This is a genomic window from Rhodococcus sp. AB351 (assembly GCF_049538275.1).
GTDB lineage: Bacteria > Actinomycetota > Actinomycetes > Mycobacteriales > Mycobacteriaceae > Rhodococcus.
Genome location: NZ_JBMVFW010000001.1, coordinates 160,320 through 179,736 on the forward strand (window position 1 = coordinate 160,320; position 19,417 = coordinate 179,736).

At 68.0% G+C, this 19,417-nt stretch carries 18 protein-coding genes and 1 tRNA gene; 12 read left to right on the forward strand and 7 right to left on the reverse strand.

Annotated features, from left to right (window positions below):
• Nucleotides 1-131: 131 nt before the first annotated feature.
• The 9 genes from ACPCXD_RS00825 to curA all read left to right on the forward strand — a co-directional run bounded on the left by ACPCXD_RS00825 (nucleotide 132) and on the right by curA (nucleotide 9,456).
• Entirely contained in the window at nucleotides 132-1,505 is a 1,374-nt protein-coding gene (locus ACPCXD_RS00825) for an NAD(P)/FAD-dependent oxidoreductase (protein WP_423657911.1), read from the forward strand.
• Nucleotides 1,506-1,742: 237 nt separating this feature from the next.
• Nucleotides 1,743-2,171 carry a holo-ACP synthase gene (acpS, locus tag ACPCXD_RS00830; protein WP_106201052.1) on the forward strand — a complete coding sequence of 143 codons (429 nt, stop codon included), beginning with the start codon at nucleotides 1,743-1,745 and terminating at the stop codon, nucleotides 2,169-2,171.
• The gene (locus ACPCXD_RS00835) at nucleotides 2,168-2,410 is read left to right on the forward strand and encodes an acyl carrier protein (RefSeq protein WP_024102340.1); all 243 of its coding nucleotides are present in this window, start codon (nucleotides 2,168-2,170) and stop codon (nucleotides 2,408-2,410) included. Before acpS ends, ACPCXD_RS00835 begins: the two co-directional genes overlap by 4 nt.
• Nucleotides 2,407-3,594 carry an acyl-CoA dehydrogenase family protein gene (locus ACPCXD_RS00840; protein ID WP_230824765.1) on the forward strand — a complete coding sequence of 396 codons (1,188 nt, stop codon included), beginning with the start codon at nucleotides 2,407-2,409 and terminating at the stop codon, nucleotides 3,592-3,594. The genes ACPCXD_RS00835 and ACPCXD_RS00840 overlap by 4 nt, the downstream gene beginning before the upstream one ends.
• Nucleotides 3,591-4,547, forward strand: coding sequence for an amino acid--[acyl-carrier-protein] ligase (locus ACPCXD_RS00845; RefSeq protein WP_423657914.1), 957 nt, complete (start codon nucleotides 3,591-3,593; stop codon nucleotides 4,545-4,547). Before ACPCXD_RS00840 ends, ACPCXD_RS00845 begins: the two co-directional genes overlap by 4 nt.
• Nucleotides 4,544-5,503: a DUF1839 family protein gene (locus tag ACPCXD_RS00850; RefSeq protein WP_423657916.1), complete on the forward strand. Its 960-nt coding sequence runs from the start codon at nucleotides 4,544-4,546 to the stop codon at nucleotides 5,501-5,503. The genes ACPCXD_RS00845 and ACPCXD_RS00850 overlap by 4 nt, the downstream gene beginning before the upstream one ends.
• A gap of 15 nt (nucleotides 5,504-5,518) precedes the next feature.
• Complete coding sequence (locus ACPCXD_RS00855; protein ID WP_423657918.1) at nucleotides 5,519-8,005, forward strand: glycosyl hydrolase 2 galactose-binding domain-containing protein; 2,487 nt, start codon at nucleotides 5,519-5,521, stop codon at nucleotides 8,003-8,005.
• Between the two features lie 164 nt (nucleotides 8,006-8,169).
• Complete coding sequence (locus ACPCXD_RS00860; protein WP_016695879.1) at nucleotides 8,170-8,334, forward strand: hypothetical protein; 165 nt, start codon at nucleotides 8,170-8,172, stop codon at nucleotides 8,332-8,334.
• An 87-nt stretch (nucleotides 8,335-8,421) separates the two neighbouring features.
• Entirely contained in the window at nucleotides 8,422-9,456 is a 1,035-nt protein-coding gene (gene curA / locus ACPCXD_RS00865; protein ID WP_016695878.1) for an NADPH-dependent curcumin/dihydrocurcumin reductase, read from the forward strand.
• 33 nt (nucleotides 9,457-9,489) lie between these two features.
• Here curA and ACPCXD_RS00870 read toward each other — a convergent pair whose 3' ends face one another.
• From ACPCXD_RS00870 to pcaB, 5 genes are all read right to left on the reverse strand, one after another.
• Nucleotides 9,490-9,924 carry a DoxX family protein gene (locus tag ACPCXD_RS00870; protein ID WP_172414935.1) on the reverse strand — a complete coding sequence of 145 codons (435 nt, stop codon included), beginning with the start codon at nucleotides 9,922-9,924 and terminating at the stop codon, nucleotides 9,490-9,492.
• 132 nt (nucleotides 9,925-10,056) lie between these two features.
• Complete coding sequence (locus tag ACPCXD_RS00875; protein WP_088898031.1) at nucleotides 10,057-11,268, reverse strand: acetyl-CoA C-acetyltransferase; 1,212 nt, start codon at nucleotides 11,266-11,268, stop codon at nucleotides 10,057-10,059.
• Nucleotides 11,269-11,290: 22 nt separating this feature from the next.
• On the reverse strand, nucleotides 11,291-12,112 hold the full coding sequence (locus tag ACPCXD_RS00880; RefSeq protein ID WP_088898030.1) for an IclR family transcriptional regulator domain-containing protein: 822 nt from the start codon (nucleotides 12,110-12,112) through the stop codon (nucleotides 11,291-11,293).
• Nucleotides 12,109-13,281, reverse strand: a complete 1,173-nt coding sequence (gene pcaDC, locus ACPCXD_RS00885) for a bifunctional 3-oxoadipate enol-lactonase/4-carboxymuconolactone decarboxylase PcaDC (protein ID WP_423657922.1) — start codon at nucleotides 13,279-13,281, stop codon at nucleotides 12,109-12,111. Before pcaDC ends, ACPCXD_RS00880 begins: the two co-directional genes overlap by 4 nt.
• Nucleotides 13,278-14,627, reverse strand: a complete 1,350-nt coding sequence (gene pcaB / locus ACPCXD_RS00890; protein WP_423657924.1) for a 3-carboxy-cis,cis-muconate cycloisomerase — start codon at nucleotides 14,625-14,627, stop codon at nucleotides 13,278-13,280. The genes pcaDC and pcaB overlap by 4 nt, the downstream gene beginning before the upstream one ends.
• Nucleotides 14,628-14,781: 154 nt before the next feature.
• Here pcaB and ACPCXD_RS00895 point away from each other — a divergent pair, with 154 nt between their 5' ends.
• A complete protein-coding gene (locus ACPCXD_RS00895; RefSeq protein WP_059382708.1) occupies nucleotides 14,782-15,528 on the forward strand; it encodes a CoA transferase subunit A in 747 nt (248 codons plus the stop codon).
• Nucleotides 15,525-16,172, forward strand: coding sequence for a CoA transferase subunit B (locus ACPCXD_RS00900; RefSeq protein ID WP_059382709.1), 648 nt, complete (start codon nucleotides 15,525-15,527; stop codon nucleotides 16,170-16,172). Before ACPCXD_RS00895 ends, ACPCXD_RS00900 begins: the two co-directional genes overlap by 4 nt.
• A 50-nt stretch (nucleotides 16,173-16,222) precedes the next feature.
• Here ACPCXD_RS00900 and ACPCXD_RS00905 read toward each other — a convergent pair whose 3' ends face one another.
• A complete protein-coding gene (locus tag ACPCXD_RS00905; RefSeq protein ID WP_160874667.1) occupies nucleotides 16,223-17,353 on the reverse strand; it encodes an AI-2E family transporter in 1,131 nt (376 codons plus the stop codon).
• Between the two features lie 130 nt (nucleotides 17,354-17,483).
• Nucleotides 17,484-17,560 (reverse strand) — tRNA-Met (locus ACPCXD_RS00910).
• 312 nt (nucleotides 17,561-17,872) lie between these two features.
• Between ACPCXD_RS00910 and ACPCXD_RS00915 the strand changes: the two genes are divergently transcribed.
• On the forward strand, nucleotides 17,873-19,417 hold the full coding sequence (locus ACPCXD_RS00915) for an ABC transporter substrate-binding protein (protein ID WP_088898025.1): 1,545 nt from the start codon (nucleotides 17,873-17,875) through the stop codon (nucleotides 19,415-19,417).

Here is a 19,417-nt window from a genome sequence, read left to right on the forward strand (position 1 = left end):
TCTGCATTTATGAGCGAAACAGATAACAGTTTTTCGAATATCCCAGGTTAGTGGATAACAAGGGTCCTTCGTACCTACCTTGGGAGTCATACATCAACGGAGATGACAAGTACGTGGAGGTTTACGACAGCATGGACGATGCGGACACAGTGACCCTGGTCGATCGGACAGATGTAGTCATCGTGGGTTCCGGCTTCGGAGCATTGGCCACCGCCAAGAAGCTCGCCAAGGCAGGCACGCCCTTCGTTCTCATCTCGGAGACCACCGAGCATCTTTTCCAGCCTCTGCTCTACCAGGTTGCGACCGGTGTCCTCTCGCCCGGTGAGATCGCCCCCTCCGTGCGTGCGATCCTGGCCGAGTACCCCAATGCCGACGTCCGCCTGGGCCGCGTCGTCGACGTGCTCCCCGAGGAGAACACGGTCGTCTACGAGGCCGGCGGCCAGCGTCTCCGCCTCGGCTTCAAGTACCTCGTCGCCGCGACCGGCGCCCGCCAGGCGTACTTCGGACGCGACGAGTTCGCCGACCTGACGTACGCGCTGAAGACGGTCGAGGACGCCGAGAAGCTGCGTCGCCAGATCGTGCGGTGCTTCGAGGAAGCACACGTCACCACCGATGCCGAGCGTCGGAAGAATCTGCTCAGCTTCATCGTCGTGGGTGCCGGCCCGACGGGCGTCGAGCTCGCGGGACAGATCAAGGAACTCGCACAGCGCTACTTCGCCGAGAACATCGGCAACATCCGCGCCGACGACGTCACCGTCACGCTCGTCGAGGGCGCCGACAAGGTGCTGCCCCCGTTCGGCGGCAAGCTCAGCGAGTACTCCAAGGAGTCGCTCGAGAAGAGCGGCGTCGACGTCGTCCTCGGGACGATGGTCACCGACATCGACGAGCACGGTGCCACGCTCACCACGCCCACGACCGAGCAGACCCGCCGCCTCACCGCGGAGACCATCATCTGGTCGGCCGGTATCCAGGCCAACGACTTCGCCGACGTGCTCGCCGAGCGCACCGGCTGCGAGACGGTCCGCGGCGGACGCCTGCTCGTCGACCCCGACTTCACCGTCGGCCGCAGCGACAACATCTTCGCCATCGGCGACATGGTCACCCTCGACAACCTGCCGGCGCAGTCGCCGTTCGCCATGCAGGGTGGCCGCCACGTCGCGAAGATGATCACCGGCAAGGTCGCGATGGGCACCCCGTTCCAGTACAAGGACAAGGGCAGCATGGCGATCATCAACCGGTTCCGCGCCATCACGCGGGTCGGGAAGATCGAGCTCACCGGCTTCATCGCGTGGGTGCTGTGGCTCGCCGTCCACCTCGTCTATCTGGTCGGCTTCCGCAACCGCTACATCGCGGTCATGTCCTGGTGCGGTTCCTTCCTCGGACACCGCCGCCCGCACTTCTACTACGCGCAGGACGCCGTCCCGGTGCCCGCCACGGAGAAGGAGGAGTCGGCCACGAAGGACGAGTCGGAGAGCGACAAGGAACCCGTGCGGACGTCCGCGTAACTTCAGATCCGACGAAAGGCTCCGACCACCCGGTCGGGGCCTTTCGTCGTTCGCGCGCCGAACCGGGATCGACGCGACGTGTTGCGGTAGCGAGCCCCGGTTCACCGCGCGAACTGCTGCGACCGGCGGGTGAAAGTCGGGGTGATTTCCGGGATGTCCTGCGAGCCAGAGCCGTTCGAGTGGTGTAGATCCGCCGACCTGCGGCTAGCGTGTGCAGCGCATCCCGAGGAGTGACCCATGAACGATGGCAGCGGCCCCCGCGTCGCGACGACACGTGTCGGCTGCGATGTCGTCACCGTCCGCGACATCGCGTCGAGCATCGATCGCTTCGGCGACCGCTACCTGCAGCGCGTGTTCACCCCGCACGAGCTGGAGATATGCACCGGACCGGGTCGCGCCCCACGCCTCGCGGCGCGCTTCGCCGCGAAGGAAGCCGTCATGAAGGTCCTGCGTCCGCGCGAGCACGCGGTTCCCTGGCGGGCCATCGAGATCCGCCGCGCGGACTGGGGCGGATGCACTGTCGTACTGGCCGGTAACGCGGCCACCCTGGCGCGAGATGAACAGGTGACCGACATTCAGGTCTCGATTTCCCACGAGCCCGAATACGCCATCGCGACGGTCGTGGCGACCCGCGTCGACGAAGCAGAAACTGGAGAACATCCATGACGGAGCAGGTGATCCGCAAGGTCCTCGGTGAGCACGCGAAGCTGTCGGTCGACAGCACTGCGCTCGATCCCGCCGCCGACCTCTACGAGCTCGGCCTGACATCGCACGCCAGCGTGAACGTGATGCTCGCCCTCGAGGACGCCTTCGACGTCGAATTCCCCGACGAACTGCTGCGCAAGAGCACCTTCGCGAGCGTCGGCGCCATCAGGTCGGCGTTGACGGAACTGGGCGTCGCGTGACGTCGACGTCCGCGCCCCTCACCGTCGCGGAGAACGCCGGGCCGTCACTGCTCGCCCGTGCCGAAATCGTCGGACGCGAGAGCGCCGGCCCCGCGGCCGCCGAGGTGGATCGTGAGGGACGGTTCCCGCACGAGGCAGTCGACGCGCTGCGCACCCATAAGCTGCTGAACTGCGCCGTCCCCGTCGATCGGGGTGGGGAGGGAGCGTCCCTCGGTGAGCTGTGCGCCGTCGCCCGCATCCTCGGCCGGTACTGCGCCTCCACCGCGATGATCTTCGCGATGCACCAGACGCAGATCCTGTCGCTGGTGCATCACTCCACTCCCGGTGTGGCCGCCTTCGTCGCCGAAGCGGTGGCGAACGATTACCTGATCGCTTCGGCGACCACCGAACTCGGCACCGGCGGCGACGTGCGCAGCAGTGTCTGCGCCGTGGCCCGCGACGGCGACACCGTCACGCTGACGAAGAACGCGCCGGTCATCTCGTACGGCGAGTACGCCGACGCGATCCTGGTGACCGCGCGTCGCACCGCCGACAGCCCGCCGAGCGACCAGGTGCTCGTCGTGTGCCGACGCGACGACGTGACTCTCGAGCCCACCGGCAGCTGGGACACCCTCGGGCTGCGCGGCACGTGCAGTCCCGGATTCGTCCTCACCGCCACGACGTCCGCCGATCTCGTGGTCGGTACGGCCTACGCCGAGATCTCGTCGCGCACCATGCTTCCCGTCTCGCACAGTGTGTGGTCGGCGGTGTGGCTCGGAATCGCCGATGCGGCGATGGAGAAGGCCCGCTCGTTCGTTCGTTCGGCGGCCCGCCGCAGCCCGGGGGTCACCCCGCCCGGTGCGCTGCGACTCGCCGAAGCGGCCGCCGTGCACCAGCAGTTCTCCGATCTCGTCGCCGCGTCCGCCGCCCGGTTCGATGCCGCCGCGTCGGCGCAGGAGGAATCGATGTCGGGCATGGGTTTCTCGCTCGCCATGAACAACCTCAAGGTCACCGCGTCCACGCTCGTCGTGGATCTGGTGAACCGCGCGATGCTCATCTGCGGGATCGCCGGGTACCGCGAGGATTCGCAGTACTCGCTCGGCCGCCACCTGCGCGACGCGCACGGTGCCGCCGTGATGGTCAACAACGACCGCATCATGAACAACTCGGCCCAGTTGTCGATCGCCTACCGGGGGACGCTGTGACAAGTACAGCCATTACCAGCACCGCAACCGACGAGTTGTCCGAGCTCGAGCGCGCCCGCCTCGACTTCCAGCAGCAGTTGCTCGAGGCCGAACTGCTCGTGGAGACCGGTGTTCCGGGCCTCTACGGACGGTCGGGTGTCTTCGAGGACATCGTCGACGGCATCGACCGGGTGGTCGTCGCGGCGGGTCCGGGCCGGGCCGCGACGCGTCTGCGCTTCCCTCCGGTCTTCCCGCGGACGAGCTTCGAGCGCACCGACTACATCGCTTCCTTCCCGCACCTGACCGGAGCGGTGAACACCTTCGCGGGCAGCAACACCGAGCATGCCGAACTGCTCGCCGCGCGGTCGCGGGGAGAGGCGTGGGATCCGTGGCTCGAACCCGCCGACACCGTGCTCGTCTCCGCCGCATGCCATCCCGCCTACTCGCGGTACACCGGCACGCTGCGCGAGGGCGGCGAACTGCTCGACGTCCTCGGCTACTGCTTCCGGCACGAACCGGCCGTCGACCCCGCCCGCATGCAGGTCTTCCGCATGCACGAGTTCGTGCGCATCGGCACCGAGAACGACGCTGCGCAGCATCGTGATTCCTGGGTGGAGCGAGGACTCGAGGTGCTCGACTCGCTGAGTCTCGACGCGACCGCCGTGCCCGCCAACGACCCCTTCTTCGGGCGGGCCGGGCGCATGCTGGCCGTCAACCAGCGCACCGAGAACCTCAAGACCGAGCTGACCGTCCGGCTCTACGGCGACCTCGACGACGGCACCGCGGTGGTCTCGTGCAACTGCCACCGCGAGCACTTCGGCGAGACCTTCGAGATCCGCACGGCCGACGGCGAAGTCGCGCACAGCGCGTGCGTAGGATTCGGTATGGAGCGGATCGCCCTGGCGCTGTTGCGGACCCACGGGCTCGACGTCGATCGCTGGCCCGCTGCGGTACGCGACAGGATGTTCCCGTGAGCGATCGGCTCATCGACGTCCGCGTCGACGGGTACTCACCGCACTTCGTGCACGCTGCCGACCGGATCTGGACCGAGACCAACTGTTATGTCGACCTTTGGGTCGAGGTGCTGCATTCGCTCGGCCACGATCCGGTCCCCGCGGCCGCGTGCGCGTTCTCGGCGCGGTTCGACGACGCCCAGTGGACCTTCCTCAAATTCCGTCCCGAGGATCTGTTGGCGCTGTACGGGATCGACGTCGCGGAGATGAACGTCTGGCGCCGCCCGGTGGAGCACCTCGAGGACAACGCCGCCGCCGGCCTGTTGTCGACGATCGAGGTGGACGCCTTCTGGCTGCCCGACACCGAGGGCACCGGATACCGGGAGAGTCGTTCGAAGACGACGATCGTGCCCAATCTCATCGACCGCGACACCGAGACGCTCGAATACTTCCACAACAGCGGCTATCACGTCCTCACCGGTGAGGACTTCCGAGGAGTGTTCGGCCTCGACGAGCCGGTGCCCACCTGGCCTCCCTATCTCGAACAGGTGCGTCTCGACGCGGCACAACCGCAGTGCGATGCCTTCGACACCGTGGTGCTCCGGCACCTGCGCATGCGCGTGGGCTCGAATCCGGTGCGCGAACTCGGCAAGCGGGTGCTCGCCGACATCGACTCGATCCGCACCGGTGGGATGGACGTCTTCCATCCGTGGACGTTCGGGGTGCTCCGCCAGTGCGGTGCCACTGCCGAACTCGCCGCGGACGTCAGCGTCTACATGGACGGTCGCGGATATCCCGGTGCGGCTGCCGCGGCCGACGGCTTCCGCGCGGTCGCCGAGGGCGCGAAGAGTGTGCAGTTCCGGATGGCGCGTGCGGCACGCGGTCGCAGCGTCGATCCCGGCGACCAGCTGACGGCGATTGCCGACGCCTGGGAGGACGCCATGGCGACCGTCGTCCGCGCCGCCGGGGTGCGGTGACGGGGTTCGACGCACATGGATCTCCTGCACGATACCCGATGGCGTTGTCTCCGTGTCGCTCCCGGTGCGGTCGAGCATCCCGGTGACCTTCCGGAGGAGGGTTGTTGGTTGCCGGTCCGTATACCCGGGACGGCGGCCGGCGCGATTCGGGAGGCCGACGGAGTCGCGGCGGCCCGGGCGTCGTCACCCGACAGTGACGACTGGTGGTTCGTCACCGATGTCGATGTGTCCGGCGACGGACCGTGGCGTCTGACCTTCGACGGACTCGCGACCCTCGCGGAGGTGTGGGTCGACGGCACGCTCGTCGCGATGTCGGAGTCGATGTTCGTGCCGCTGACCGTCGTCCTCGAGCGTCTGCCGTCGACGACGCGGATCGCGATCCGGTGCGCTTCGCTCGACGCTGCACTCCGCAGGCGTCGGCCACGCGGACGGTGGCGCTCGTCGCTCGTGTCGGCTCAGGGATTGCGGTGGTTCCGCACCACGATGCTCGGGCGTGCCCCGGTCTACGCAGGAGCTCCGGCGCCGGTCGGACCGTGGCGTCCCGTGCGTCTTGTCGATTCCGGCGAACCCGTGGTGCTGGAACGTGGGATACGGACAGCTCTGCGCGGATCCGACGGGATCGTCGACGTCGATCTCGTGCTGGCCGGCATCGCCGTCCCCGAGGTGACTGTGGAGATCGGAGGGGCGACGACGCACGTCCGACCCGAATACGGGCCCGACGGGACAGCACGCGTGCACATGCAGGTGACGCTCCCCGAGGTGAAACGGTGGTGGCCGCATACCTACGGCGACCCGAACCTGTATGCAGCCCAACTTCTTTTGGACGGGCATCGGATGGAATTGGGCGCCATCGGTTTCCGATCGGTGGAGCAGATTTCGGGCGACGGATTCGGCTTGCGGATCAACGACATCGACGTCTTCTGCCGCGGACTGGTGTGGACACCGACCGACCCGATCGCACTGAACGACCCGGCCGGAACGCGGCGCATCCTCGAACGCTGCGTGTCGGCGGGCGTGGACACGATCCGCATCCCCGGCACGATGGTTTACGAGGACGACGAGTTCTACTCCGCGTGTGCGGAACTGGGCATCATGGTGTGGCAGGACGTCATGCTCGCCACCACCGATCCGCCCGACGATCCGCTGTTCCGCGCGCTGCTCGAGGACGAGGTCCGTGCGCTGGCGCGTCGATGGGGCGGGAACCCGGCACCCGTCGTGATGTGCGGGGGCAGCGAAACCGAGCAGCAACCGGCCATGCTCGGTCTGACGGAGGCATCCATCCCGGCGCTCGACGACTGGTTGCCTGCGATCGTCGACCGCGAGCTACCGGGCACGGTATGGGTGTCGTCGTCACCCTCCGCGCCCCCGGGGAGCGACACACTGCCGATCGCGGTGGGCTCGGGTGTGGCGCACTACTTCGGCGTCGGGGGTTACCGCCGTCCACTCAGCGACGTGCGTGCCGCCGGCGTGCGCTTCGCCGCCGAATGCCTCGCGTTCTCGATCCCGCCCTCCGACACGGCGATCGAGGCCGAGTTCGGCAGTGTGAATGTCGCCGGTCACCATCCGCGGTGGAAGGCGGCTGTGCCGCGCGACAACGGCGCGTCGTGGGACTTCGAGGACGTACGAGACCACTATGTGCGCACGATCTTCGGGGTCGACCCCGCCGAGATGCGGTGGGCCGACCCCGCGCGGTATCTCGCGCTCGGACGGGCAGCGAGCTGCGAAGCGTTCACCGAGGTACTGCAGTACTGGCGACGATCCGGATCCGGATGTCGCGGTGCCCTGATCCTGTCCGCCCGCGACCTGCAGCCGGGTGCCGGATGGGGTGTGCTCGACGCCGACGGGAACCCGAAGGCGCCGTGGTGGGTGCTGGCCCGGGTGTTCGCGCCCGTCACCGTCCTCCTCACCGACGACGGCCTCGACGGCCTGCGGGTGGACGCCATCAACGACACCGCCGACGTTCTCGACGTGACTTTGCAGTTGCAGGCCCACACCCCCTCGGGTGCGGTGCCGGTGGACGCGTCCGTGCCGCTGCATCTCGCCCCACACGAGAGCCGGGTGTTCTCCTGGGCGTCGGTGACGGGCGGTTTCTCCGATGTCAATTTTGCGTATCGATTCGGGCCGCGCGCCTTCGACACCGCGACCGCCCGGCTGGTGGATCCCACCGGTGCGGTGCTGGCGGAGTCGGTGCATCTCGTGGGTGGTCCGGCACGGCCCGTCGAGCGCGGAATCGGTCTCGCGGCGACCGCTCGACCCGTCCCGGACGGGTGGAGCGTGGAGGTGCGGACCGAGGGTGTGGCGCAGTACGTGCACCTCGACGTCACCGGCGGTGACCTGCAGGATTCCTGGTTCCACCTGCCTCCCGGAGGTTCTCGCACGATCGCCGTGCGGGCCTGTGATCCGGCCGCGACGTTGAGCGGTCGGGTGGAGGCATCGAACTCGGCCACGAGCGCGCCCATCCGGGTGCTTCCCGCCTCCGACGGTCACGAGATCGACGGGTAGCTTCCCGAGGCTCCCGACACGGCGGTGTGCGGCGCGCCGAAATCGACAGGTGCATATCGGGCATCGACGGGGTATATGTATCTCCCAAGGGGTCGCTCACCCGATTTGCACCTTCTGTACGGTGCCGGTGGCCACCTCTCCCCGCCTTCCGAGAGGAGATCGACATGGCGATCCGCTCCACGTCGCAGATGGGTGCCTCGCGCACCGCTTCGTCCACTCGCCGTCCTGCCCGCGTGGAGCAGGACGGACCGTCCTTCACCGAGGTCATCCACTCGCAGCTGTTCTCGAACTACCAGGTGCCTCGCGGACAGGTACAGCGCAGCGCCTGACCGGGAGCGTCTCCGGCCCGATATCGTGCCTGCCGGGGTGCCCGCGCGCAGCGTTTAGGACACCTGCGCGTGCGGCACACTGTCGGCATGAGTGAAGCCACGACGAGTCAGAGCACCCGCATCGTTCTCGCGTCGCGCCCGGAGGGGGCGCCCACCGCCGACAACTTCCGATTCGAGACCGTGGAGCTGCCGGAGGTCGGCGACGGCCAGATCCTCCTGCGCGTCGTCTACCTGTCCCTCGACCCGTACATGCGCGGTCGGATGAGCACCGCGAAGTCGTATGCCGCGCACGTCGAACTCGGGGACGTGATGGTCGCCGGAACGGTGGGCCAGGTCGTCGAATCGCGGTACGAGGGTCTCGAGCCGGGCGACTACGTGCTGGCCGGAGCCGGCTGGCAGTCGCACGCCGTCCTCGACGGTTCCACCGTCCGCAAGCTCGATCCGCAGGCCGCACCGATCTCCACCGCGGTGGGCGTGCTCGGAATGCCCGGCTTCACAGCCTATTCCGGGCTCCTGAAGATCGGGCAGCCGAAGGAGGGCGAGACCGTCGTCGTCGCTGCCGCCACCGGGCCGGTGGGATCGGCGGTGGGGCAGATTGCGAAGCTGAAAGGCGCCCGCGCGGTGGGAATCGCCGGTGGCCCGGAGAAGTGCCGCGCACTGATCGAGGAGTTCGGTTTCGACGCGGCGATCGACCATCGCGACCCGAACTTCGCCGACAAGCTGGCCGAGGCGGTTCCCGACGGCATCGACGTGTACTTCGAGAACGTCGGCGGCCCCGTGCAGGAAGCGGTGTGGCCGTTGCTCAACACCTATGCGCGGATCCCGGTGTGCGGTCTGGTCGCGCAGTACAACGGCGCGGATCTGGACCGTAAGGACCGCCTTCCGGGACTGTTCAATTCGATCCTCACCAAGAGCCTCACGATCCGCGGCTTCATCCAGAGCGAGTTCGTGAAGGAGATGTACGGCGACTTCCTGCGTGAGGCCTCGGCATGGGTCCGCGACGGAAAGCTCGCGTACCGCGAGGACATCGTCGACGGACTCGAGAACGCCCCGGAGGCGTTCATCGGCATGCTCGAAGGAAAGAACTTCGGAAAGATGCTCGTGCGGGTCGCGCCGGAGTGACGGACACCGGTCCGCCCTCCGGCGCCGGCCGCGTCAGCGTCGGGGGGTTCCGGTGGACCACAGGGCCCACAGGATGAGCACGGGCTGGAAGAACAAGCGGATCAGTCGCTTACGGTCGGTGTCGAGACCGAAGGCGCTGCGCTTGCCGAGATACTGGGCGATGTTGCCCGGGAAGACGGCGGCGAAGAACAGTGCGGTGAAGCGGCCGACGCGGACGCGGTCGCGGTTCGCCACGGCGAGTCCGGCGCCGAGCATGATCTCGACACCGCCGGATGCCATGACCACGCCGTCCTTGTCCATCGGCACCCAATCGGGGACCTGGGCCTGGAAGTCCTTGCGGGCCCAGAAGAGATGGCTCAGCCCGGCGAAGACGAGTGAGGCGGCCAGCAGATAACGCGCGAGGGTCCGGGCTCGTGTCGTGGGCGGAGCAGGGGCTTCGGTGGGTGGAGTTATCTGTACATCGCTCATGATCACGAGCGTACGGACTGTACGGTGCTCGCGACGGGGATCGCGTCGCGAGCACCGTAGGTCACATCAGGCGAGGCGTTCGAATGCCGTCATTCGCCGTCAGGCGATGCGCTCGAACGCCGTCATTCGCCGTCAGGCGATGCGCTCGAACACAGCGGCGAGTCCCTGGCCGCCGCCGATGCACATCGTCTCGAGTCCGTAGCGACCCTCACGGCGGTCGAGTTCGCGCAGCAGGGTGGCGAGGATGCGTCCGCCGGTCGCGCCGACCGGGTGTCCGAGGGAGATGCCGGAGCCGTTGGGATTCAGGCGCGGGTCGTCGGCCTCGATGCCCCACGAGCGGGTGACAGCGAGGGCCTGGGCGGCGAACGCCTCGTTGAGTTCGATGACGTCCATGTCGGCGAGCGTCAGTCCGAGGCGGCCGAAGGCCTTCTCGCTGGCGGGCACCGGGCCGATACCCATGGTGCGCGGCGGCACACCGGCCACCGCCCAGCTGGCGAGGCGGGCGAGCGGACGCAGACCGAGCTTCGCCGCCTTCTCGGCGGTGGTGACGATCGCGAGGGCGGCACCGTCGTTCTGGCCGCTGGCGTTGCCGGCGGTGACGGTCGAATCGGGATCGACCTTGCCGCGGATCGGGCGCAGCTTGGCGAGGGTTTCCATCGAGGTGTCGGCGCGGGGGTGTTCGTCGGTGTCGACGACGAGCGGATCACCCTTGCGCTGCGGCACGCTCACGGGCACGATCTCCTGCGCGAACACGCCGTTCTTCTGCGCGGCGACGGCCCGCTGGTGCGACTGCACGGCCAGGGCGTCCTGGTCCTCACGGCTGATGGAGAACTCGGCGCGCAGGTTCTCGGCGGTCTCGATCATGCCGCCGGGCACGGGGAAGTCGCGGCCACCGGCGGTGACGCGGGCACGGGCGAGCCGATCGGACAGGGCGACGGCTTCACCCTTGACGCCCCAGCGCATTCCGGTGGCGTAGAACTCGGCCTGGCTCATCGACTCTGCGCCGCCGGCGAGGATCAGGTCGCTGGCGCCGGTCTGCACCTGCATGACGGCCTGCACGATCGCCTGCAGACCCGAGCCGCAGCGGCGGTCGACCTGCAGGCCCGGAACGTCCACGCCGAGACCGGCGTTGAGGGCGGCGACGCGGCCGAGGGCGGGGGCCTCACCGTTGGGGGAGGCCTGGCCGAGGAAGACGTCGTCGATGTCGGAACCGGTGATGCCGGTGCGTGCGACGAGTTCGCGGATGACGGTGGCCGCGAGATCCTCGGGGGCGATGTCCTTCAGGACGCCGCCGAACCTGCCCACCGGGGTGCGCAGGGGTTCGCAGATCACTACGTCGGTCATGATGTACCTCGATCGGGATTGTTCACTGGTGGGTCTGGGTGCGGGCGAGATCCGTGGAGATCGCACCGGCGGTGGCGAGCACCGCCGGGACGAGCTCGTCGTGCACGGTCTCCATCCGGTAGCGGGCCGCGTGGGTCGAGAGATTCACCGACGCCACAACGGTTCCCGATGCGTCGCGGATGGGTGCGGCGAGCGAGCGCAGGCCCTCTTCGAGTTCCTGGTCGACGACGCAGTACCCGTTGCGTCGCACCGTGGCGATCTCGGCGCGCAGTTCGTCGGCGGTGGTGACGGTGTTGCCGGTGATGGGCGCGAACTCGGCGCGCGCGAGGTAGGCGTCGAGTTCGTCGTCGTTCAGGCCGGCGAGCAACACGCGTCCCATGGAGGTCGCGTAGGCGGGGAAACGGGTACCGAGGGTGATGGTGACGGTCATGATGCGGCTGACCGGAACTCGTGCGACGTAGACGACGTCGGTGCCGTCGAGCACCGAGACCGAGGTCGATTCCTTGACCTTCTCGGCGAGCGCCTCGAGATGCGGTCGCGCGACTTCGGGCAGCGTCAGCGCCGACAGGTAGCTGTAGCCGAGTTCGAGCACCCGTGGGGTGAGCCAGAACTGGGATCCGTCGGTGCGGACGTAACCGAGTTCGATGAGTGTCAGCAGGAATCGGCGCGCGGTGGCGCGGGTGAGACCGGTCGCGCGGGCGACGTCGGAGAGCGACTGCCGCTGGGCGTGTGCGCCGAAGGCCTTGATGACCGACAGGCCACGAGCCAGCGACTGCACGTAGTCGGGTGACGCTCCGGGGTTTTCGCGAGCGACCTCGGGGGCGGTGACGTCGGGAGTGCTCACGATCCCGCACCTCCCTCGGTGTCGGCGAGTGCCTGCTTGCCGAGCGCGAACGCCCGGTTGCTGTTGGGGACACCCGCGTAGACCGCGGTGTGCAGGAAGACCTCGACAAGATCGTCGGGGTCGATCCCGGCGCGCAGGGCGGCGCGGATGTGCATGTCGAGTTCGTGCTCGTTGCCGACCGCGGTGAGGATCGCGAGGGTCAGCAGCCGGCGGGTGCGATGGTCCAGACCCGGGCGCGCCCAGATATCGCCCCACGCGGTGCGGGTGATGAAATCCTGGAAGGGCCGGGTGAATTCGGTGGCCGACTCGATGGACCGGTCGACGTGCGCGTCGCCGAGGACGGAACGACGCACCCGCAGGCCTTCCTCGAACGCCGCGGTGCGGTGCGCGGCGGACGGCGTGGCACGCGACGAGATGTGTTCGCGGATCAGCTTCGTGACCCGTCCCGCCTGCTCCACATTGACGAGGTGTGCGCCGGGAGAGAGGACGTGGAAGTCCGAGTCGGCGATCCCGTCGGCCAGCTGCTGCATCGTCGACGGCGGGGTGGCCGGATCCTGCTCCCCGGCGATCACCAGCGTGGGCGCGACGATCCGGGCCAGGTCGGGACGGCCGTCCCAGGTCGCCAGTGCCTCGCAGCACGCGGCGTACCCCTCGTCGGTGGTGCCCTTCACCATCTCGACGTGGCGGGCGACGAGCTCCGGATCGTGTTCGGCCAGTTCGGGAGTGAACCAGCGCGATACGATCGAATCGGCGATAGAGGCGAGCCCGTCGTTGCGGACCGATGCGGCCCGGTCGTACCAGGGCTGGGCGGGCTGGAAGGCCGGCGAGGTGCACAGCAGCGTCAGCGTGCGCACGCGCTCGGGGTGGCGCGCCGCGAGCCACTGTCCGACGGCACCGCCGAGCGACAGGCCGACGTAGTGCACGGCGTCGAGTTCGAGCGAATCGAGCAGTGCGACGACGTCGCCGGTGAGTTCCTCGATCGTGTAGGGACCGGACGGCGCGGGCGACGCGCCGTGCCCACGATGGTCGGCCGCGACGACGTTCCAGTCGGTCGCCAGGGCGTGGATCTGCGGTCCCCACATCGACAGGTCCGAACCGAGCGAACCGAGGAACAGGACGGTCGGCTTCGTGGGGTCGCCGTACTGTTCGTAGTTGAGCGTGACGGTCATCGGGCATCTCCTGTGGTTCGGTTCGTGCTGTCGTGACGGGCGAGAACGCGGTCGACGATGTCGGTGGCATGGCCGAGATAGCGCGTGGGATCGAGAAGTTCGCGCACGTCCTGCGGGTCGAGATGTGCGGTGATGGCGGGATCCTCGTCGAGCGACCTGCCGGCGACCGCCGCATCGGTGACGATCGAGCGTGCGTCGTCGGTGTGTTCGGCGAGTGCGGCCGTGACCTTCTCGGCGAGGATCGCCCCTCCGGTGAGCGCGAGATTGCGGTCGAGCGCGTCGGTGTGGACGTGCAGGCCGTTCAGGCTCGTCGAGAGCTGGTGCGCGGCACCGCCGGTGAGGCGCAGGATGTCGGCGAGCGTCTCCCATTCGGCGTGCCAGGCACCGGCAGCGCGCTGGAACTCGTGATCGGTCGACGACAGGATCGTCGAGACGAGACCGGGAACGCGCCGGGCGGCGGCACGCGCGGTGATCGCCGCGACGGGATTGCGCTTGTGCGGCATGGCCGACGACCCGCCGGGCGCATCCTCGCTCACCTCACCGAACTCGGTGCTCGCCATGAGTACGACGTCGGTGGCGGGCTTCGCGACCGCACCTGCGGCGACACCGAGTGTGCCCGCGAGTGTCGTGATCGGGGTGCGTGCGGTGTGCCACGGGGCGACGGGACGCGCGAGTCCGAGCAGGTCGGCGACGGTGTCGGCGAACGCCAAGCCGTCGGGATGGACGGCGGCAAGCGTGCCGGCGGCCCCGCCGTACTGGGCGGGCAGGGTGGACAGGATACGGTCGAGTTCGGTGGCGGCGTCGTCCAGGGACAGGAGCCAGCCGGCCGCGAGTGCGCCGAAGGTGGTGGGCAGCGCCTGCTGGCCGAGCGTGCGCGCGACCATCGGTGTCTCGCGATGGGCGGCGGCGAGACGCGCTGCGCCGTCGGCTGCGGAGCGCAGGTTCGCCAGGGCGATCCCTCCTGCGCGGCGGGCGAGCAGCATCAGCGCGGTGTCGAGCACGTCCTGGCTGGTCGCGCCGACGTGCACGGCGCGCGCGGGAGCGTCGGCGCGCTCGCGCAGCAGGGAGACCAGGGGGATGACGCCGTTGCCGCCCGCCGCGGACCGTCGACCGAGGTCGGCGGGATCGAGTTCCTCGGCGAGGGAAGTCGCGGCTGTCGCGACGGCGTCGGCGTGGGTGTTCTCGACGCGGCCGAGTGCGGCGGCTGCGCGGGTCAGCGCGACCTCCACGTCGAGCAGGGCACCGATCCACGCGCGATCCGACAGGGCGACGCCGAGTTCGTCCGCGCCGAAGACGGGATCGAACAGCGGGCCCCGATGTCCGGCGTCGGGGGATGAGGGAGACACGGACCTCCGATCCGAAACGTTCGCTATGTGGACGGATGGACGCTATGCGAACAGGCTAGTGCGGCCGTTCTGCGCTCGCAACGATCCTACGCGGATTTGTTCGCATTGCGGACGGGAGTTCACATGACGTACACCTGAGGGTATCGTGGCACACATGGACAAAGTCGTTGCCTCCGCCGCCGAGGCCGTAGCCGACATCCCCGACGGCGTCACGATCGCCGTCGGAGGGTTCGGCCTGGTCGGCATCCCCGAGATCCTCATCAACGCGTTGCTCGAACAGGGCGCCACCGACATCGAGACCGTCAGCAACAACTGCGGTACCGACGGCTTCGGGCTCGGTCTGCTGCTCGAGAAGGGCCGCATCCGCCGCACCATCTCGTCGTACGTCGGCTCCAACAAGGAGTTCGCGCGCCAGTACCTCGCCGGCGAACTCGAAGTCGAGCTCACCCCGCAGGGCACGCTCGCCGAGCGCCTGCGCGCCGGTGGCGCAGGCATCCCCGCCTTCTTCACCCCGGCCGGCGTCGGCACGGCCGTCGAGGAGGGTGGACTCCCGCTGCGCTACGACGGTCACGGCGGCATCGCCCTCGCGTCGCAGCCCAAGGAGACCCGGGAGTTCGACGGCGAGACCTACGTGCTCGAACGCGGCATCGTCGCCGACTACGCGCTCGTGCACGCCTGGAAGGGCGACCGCCACGGCAACCTCGTCTACCGCGCGAGCGCCCGCAACTTCAACCCGCCGGCCGCCGCCTCGGGTCGCATCACGATCGCGCAGGTAGAGCACCTCGTCGAACCCGGCGAACTCGACCCCAACGAAATCCACACGCCCGGCATCCACGTGCAGCGTGTCGTACACGTCGGCCCCGTCGAGGTCGGCATCGAGAACCGGACGGTGCGCTCATGACACAGGCAACGAAGAAGGGGCTGACCCGCGAGGAGATGGCGGCACGCGTCGCCAAGGAACTCGAGGACGGCCAGTACGTCAACCTCGGAATCGGCATGCCCACCCTCGTGCCGAACTACCTCGAGCCCGGCGTCGAGGTCATCCTGCACTCCGAGAACGGTGTGCTCGGCGTCGGCCCGTACCCGACCGAGGACGAACTCGACCCCGAGCTCATCAACGCCGGCAAGGAAACGATCACCGCGATCCCCGGTGCGTCGTACTTCGACTCGGCGCAGTCGTTCGGCATGATCCGCGGCGGCCAGATCGACGTCGCCGTGCTCGGCGCGATGCAGGTCTCCGCCAAGGGCGACATCGCCAACTGGATGGTGCCCGGCGCGATGGTCAAGGGCATGGGCGGCGCGATGGACCTCGTCCACGGCGCCAAGCGCGTCATCGTGATGATGGATCACGTCACCAAGAAGGGTGATCCGAAGATCCTCGAGGAGTGCGCGCTGCCGCTCACCGGTCGTGGATGCGTGCAGCGCATCATCACCGACCTCGCGGTCATCGACGTCACCGACGAGGGTCTGAAGCTCGTCGAGACGGCACCCGGTGTGACCACCGAGGACGTCGTCGCTGCGACGGCGGCGAAGCTGATCGTCTGATCATCGGACAATGACGGGCCGGGCACGAGGGAATCTCGTGCCCGGCCCTCTCAGTCGTAGTCGTCATTGTCGGCCGTGAGCTCCGGGGCATCGGGGTCCGGTTCGTCCCCGCCCACCTCCGGGATCAGTTCGTAGCGGTGCCCGAACGACTCGGCGAGCGCCTGCAGGATCGCCACCACCGGCACGGACACCAGCGCCCCCACCGGGCCGAACAGCGTGGCGCCGACGATCACCGAACCGAACGCCACCGCTGGGTGGATCGACACCGTGCGGGCCGTGATGCGTGGGTGCAGCACGTAGTTCTCGACCTGCTGGTAGATCGTGCCGAAGGCGATCACCCACACGCCGTCGAGCGGGTGCTGCACCGCGGCGATGAGCGCGGGGAGGCCGATCGCCAGATAGGTACCGAGGGTCGGGATGAACTGCGAGACCACCCCGGTCCAGATCGCGAGGGGCAGCCAGTACGGAACTCCGATGATCAGGAAGAAGATTCCGGTGAAGATCGACGCGGCGGCGGCGAGGATCAACCGGGAGACGACGTAACCGCCGGCCTTCTCCACCGAGGTCTCCCACACGTTCGCGATCAGCTGCTGCTGCCGGGCCGGGAACCAGCTCGCGATCGTCCGGCGCATCTTCGGCCCTTCGGCCGACATGTAGAAGACGAACAGCAGCATCGTCAGGATCTGGAACAGGGCACCGACCAGAGTGCTGAGGACGCCGAGGACACCGGGCGTGAACCGTTGCGCGAGATCACGAACCGTGTCCGGGGTGATCTTGAACAGCTCGTCCCCGGTCTTGAAGTTGGTGTCGAAGGTGCGGTTCGCCCAATCGGTGATGCGCGTGAGCGCATCCGGAAGTGTGGTGAGCAACTGGGCGATCTGGTCGAACAGGAGCGTCCCGAACACCGCGAAGAACCCTACGGTGAGCAGGATCAGGGAGAACAGCACGAGGCCGGTCCCGGCACCGCGACGCATCCCGAACCGCTCGAGGCGGTCGACGATCGGTTCGATCGTGATGCTGAACAACCACGCCAGGAACAACAGGCCGAGGAAACCCTTCAGATTGTGGAAGAGCCAGCCCGACATCTGATAGAAGGCGACGGCCAGCAGAACACCGACGATCGTGGGCCGGAGCCAGCGGGGAGTTCGTGGTCGATCGGCGACGATTGCGCGCTTGGCCATCACACCCTCCCGCTCTGCAGAGACTCTGCCGCGAAATCTACTCGGTGAGCGCGGCCGGGGAAGCCGTACCGAGACCGAGGAGCATTCACAAAAGAACCGGCCCGGACTCGTGTGAGTCCGGGCCGGTCGGTGGTAGCGGGGACAGGATTCGAACCTGCGACCTCTGGGTTATGAGCCCAGCGAGCTACCGAGCTGCTCCACCCCGCGTTGCATGTCCACCATACACGACTTCCGAGGGTGCTCTGACCACCCCTCGTCCGGGCCGCATCGCCAAGCCTTCGGCGCGCCCATCGAGCCGTACAAACGAGGGGGAGGATATGCGCGTTTTTCGCAGTTCCGACGCACACAACCTCCCCCTCGTTTCGACTTCGAAGCCACCCCTCCGGTTCGTCGATCTCGATCAGCGGGACCTGCGGAGTGTGCCGCGTCACAGGCCCATAGTTTCGGTCCGTAATCAGGTCGCCGTGTCACGGCTGCCTCGAAACCGGTCCGCACGAACAATTTCGAGAGAGGGGCGGCATGCCTGCTGGGTCGAGGAGGTCGCCGATCCGTGTATTGGGAGCAGTGATCGGGACCTGTGCGGTGCTGCTCACCGCATGTGGGTCGACCACCACCGAGAACTCCGGAGTCGGTGATCCTGCGCTTCCGCTGCACTACGCCACCGTCTTCGGCGTCTCGTCGTTCGATCCGCACAAGACGCGGATCACGAGTGACGCCACCATGCTCAACATGGTCTACGACCGCCTCGTCCACCGTGACGCAGCCGGCCAACCGATCCCAGGGCTCGCCGAGTCGTGGGAGATCGACGAGACCACGCTGACACTCCACCTGCGTGACGGTCTGACTTTCTCCAGTGGCGCCGCCCTCGGCGCCGATGCTGTGGTCGCCAACCTCCGACGTGCTCTCGAGCCCGACTCGATCACGGCACCCATGCTGGCCGGCGTGGTCGGGGTCGACGCAACGGACGACCGCACGGTCGTGCTGACCTTCGACGGTCCGGGCGCGCAGTACGTGCTGGCGTTGTCCGACCTTGCTGGGATGATCGTCGACCCGGACGCATTCGGAAGTCCGGAGAAGGACACCCAACTCGCGCTCACACCCGCCGGTGCAGGGCGCTACGTCCTCGCGGAGTCCCGACCGGGTGCCGAGTACGAGTTCACCGCCAGAGCGGATTATTGGGACCCCGACGCGATCGGCACCGAAACCTTCGTCTGGACCGTGATGACCGATCCGCAGGCGCGTCTGAGCGCCGTGTCGGCAGGGGACATCGATGTCGCAATCACCACGCCGTTGACGATCGACGCAGCCGAACAGCAGGGTCTTCGGGTGGAGACAGCACTTCGGCTCGACCACATGGCGCTCAACTTCAACCGGAACCGCAGCGAGTTCGGCAACCTCGAGGTGCGCAAAGCCATCGCTCACGCGATCGACCGCCGGGCCATCGCGGACACAGCGATGGAGGGTCACGCCGAAGCGGCCACGCAGAATTTTCCGGAGGACTACTTCGCGTACGACCCGGATCTCGCCGACGACTATCCGTACGATCCCGACCGGGCACGACAGCTGCTGTCCGATGCGGGCCTGCCGGAAGGATTCTCGTTCACGGCCATCCTGCTGAATCTGCCCGAGAACGTGCAGGTGGCGCAGATCGTGCAACAACAACTCGCGCAGGTCGGCATCGAGATGAAACTCGAACCGTTGCCTCCGTCGGATGCGTCACCGACCTTCTACCGGGGGGACGCCGACGCATTCCTCACGACCTTCACCGGCCGCTCCGATCCGGCGCTGTTGCTGTCCGCTCTCTACGGAGAGAATTCACCCCAGAACCCCTCCCGTACCACTGCGCCGGGATTCCAGGAGGCGCTCGACTCCGCGAACCGCGAGACCGACCTGCAGACCCGTGGGGACAAGCTCGGAGAGGTCTCGAAAACCGCCATGGACAACGTCCTCGCCGTGCCCTTGGTGTTCTTCGAACTCGGCTCGACGCTCACCGACCAGGTCGTCGGATACGAGACGAACCTGTTGATCGATGAATGGCGCGGCGTCGGCATCGCCGCTTCCTGA

Bases quoted from the DNA above. Each gene is read 5' to 3' on its own strand.
- ACPCXD_RS00825 (WP_423657911.1), top strand. From the start codon at position 132: ATGGACGATGCGGACACAGTGACCCTGGTCGATCGGACAGATGTAGTC.
- acpS (WP_106201052.1), top strand. From the start codon at position 1,743: ATGAACGATGGCAGCGGCCCCCGCGTCGCGACGACACGTGTCGGCTGC.
- ACPCXD_RS00905 (WP_160874667.1), bottom strand. From the start codon at position 17,353: ATGGCCAAGCGCGCAATCGTCGCCGATCGACCACGAACTCCCCGCTGG.
- pcaDC (WP_423657922.1), bottom strand. From the start codon at position 13,281: ATGACCGTCACGCTCAACTACGAACAGTACGGCGACCCCACGAAGCCG.
- ACPCXD_RS00875 (WP_088898031.1), bottom strand. From the start codon at position 11,268: ATGACCGACGTAGTGATCTGCGAACCCCTGCGCACCCCGGTGGGCAGG.
- ACPCXD_RS00895 (WP_059382708.1), top strand. From the start codon at position 14,782: ATGGACAAAGTCGTTGCCTCCGCCGCCGAGGCCGTAGCCGACATCCCC.
- ACPCXD_RS00855 (WP_423657918.1), top strand. From the start codon at position 5,519: ATGGATCTCCTGCACGATACCCGATGGCGTTGTCTCCGTGTCGCTCCC.
- ACPCXD_RS00835 (WP_024102340.1), top strand. From the start codon at position 2,168: ATGACGGAGCAGGTGATCCGCAAGGTCCTCGGTGAGCACGCGAAGCTG.
- ACPCXD_RS00870 (WP_172414935.1), bottom strand. From the start codon at position 9,924: ATGAGCGATGTACAGATAACTCCACCCACCGAAGCCCCTGCTCCGCCC.
- ACPCXD_RS00915 (WP_088898025.1), top strand. From the start codon at position 17,873: ATGCCTGCTGGGTCGAGGAGGTCGCCGATCCGTGTATTGGGAGCAGTG.
- ACPCXD_RS00860 (WP_016695879.1), top strand. From the start codon at position 8,170: ATGGCGATCCGCTCCACGTCGCAGATGGGTGCCTCGCGCACCGCTTCG.
- curA (WP_016695878.1), top strand. From the start codon at position 8,422: ATGAGTGAAGCCACGACGAGTCAGAGCACCCGCATCGTTCTCGCGTCG.
- ACPCXD_RS00900 (WP_059382709.1), top strand. From the start codon at position 15,525: ATGACACAGGCAACGAAGAAGGGGCTGACCCGCGAGGAGATGGCGGCA.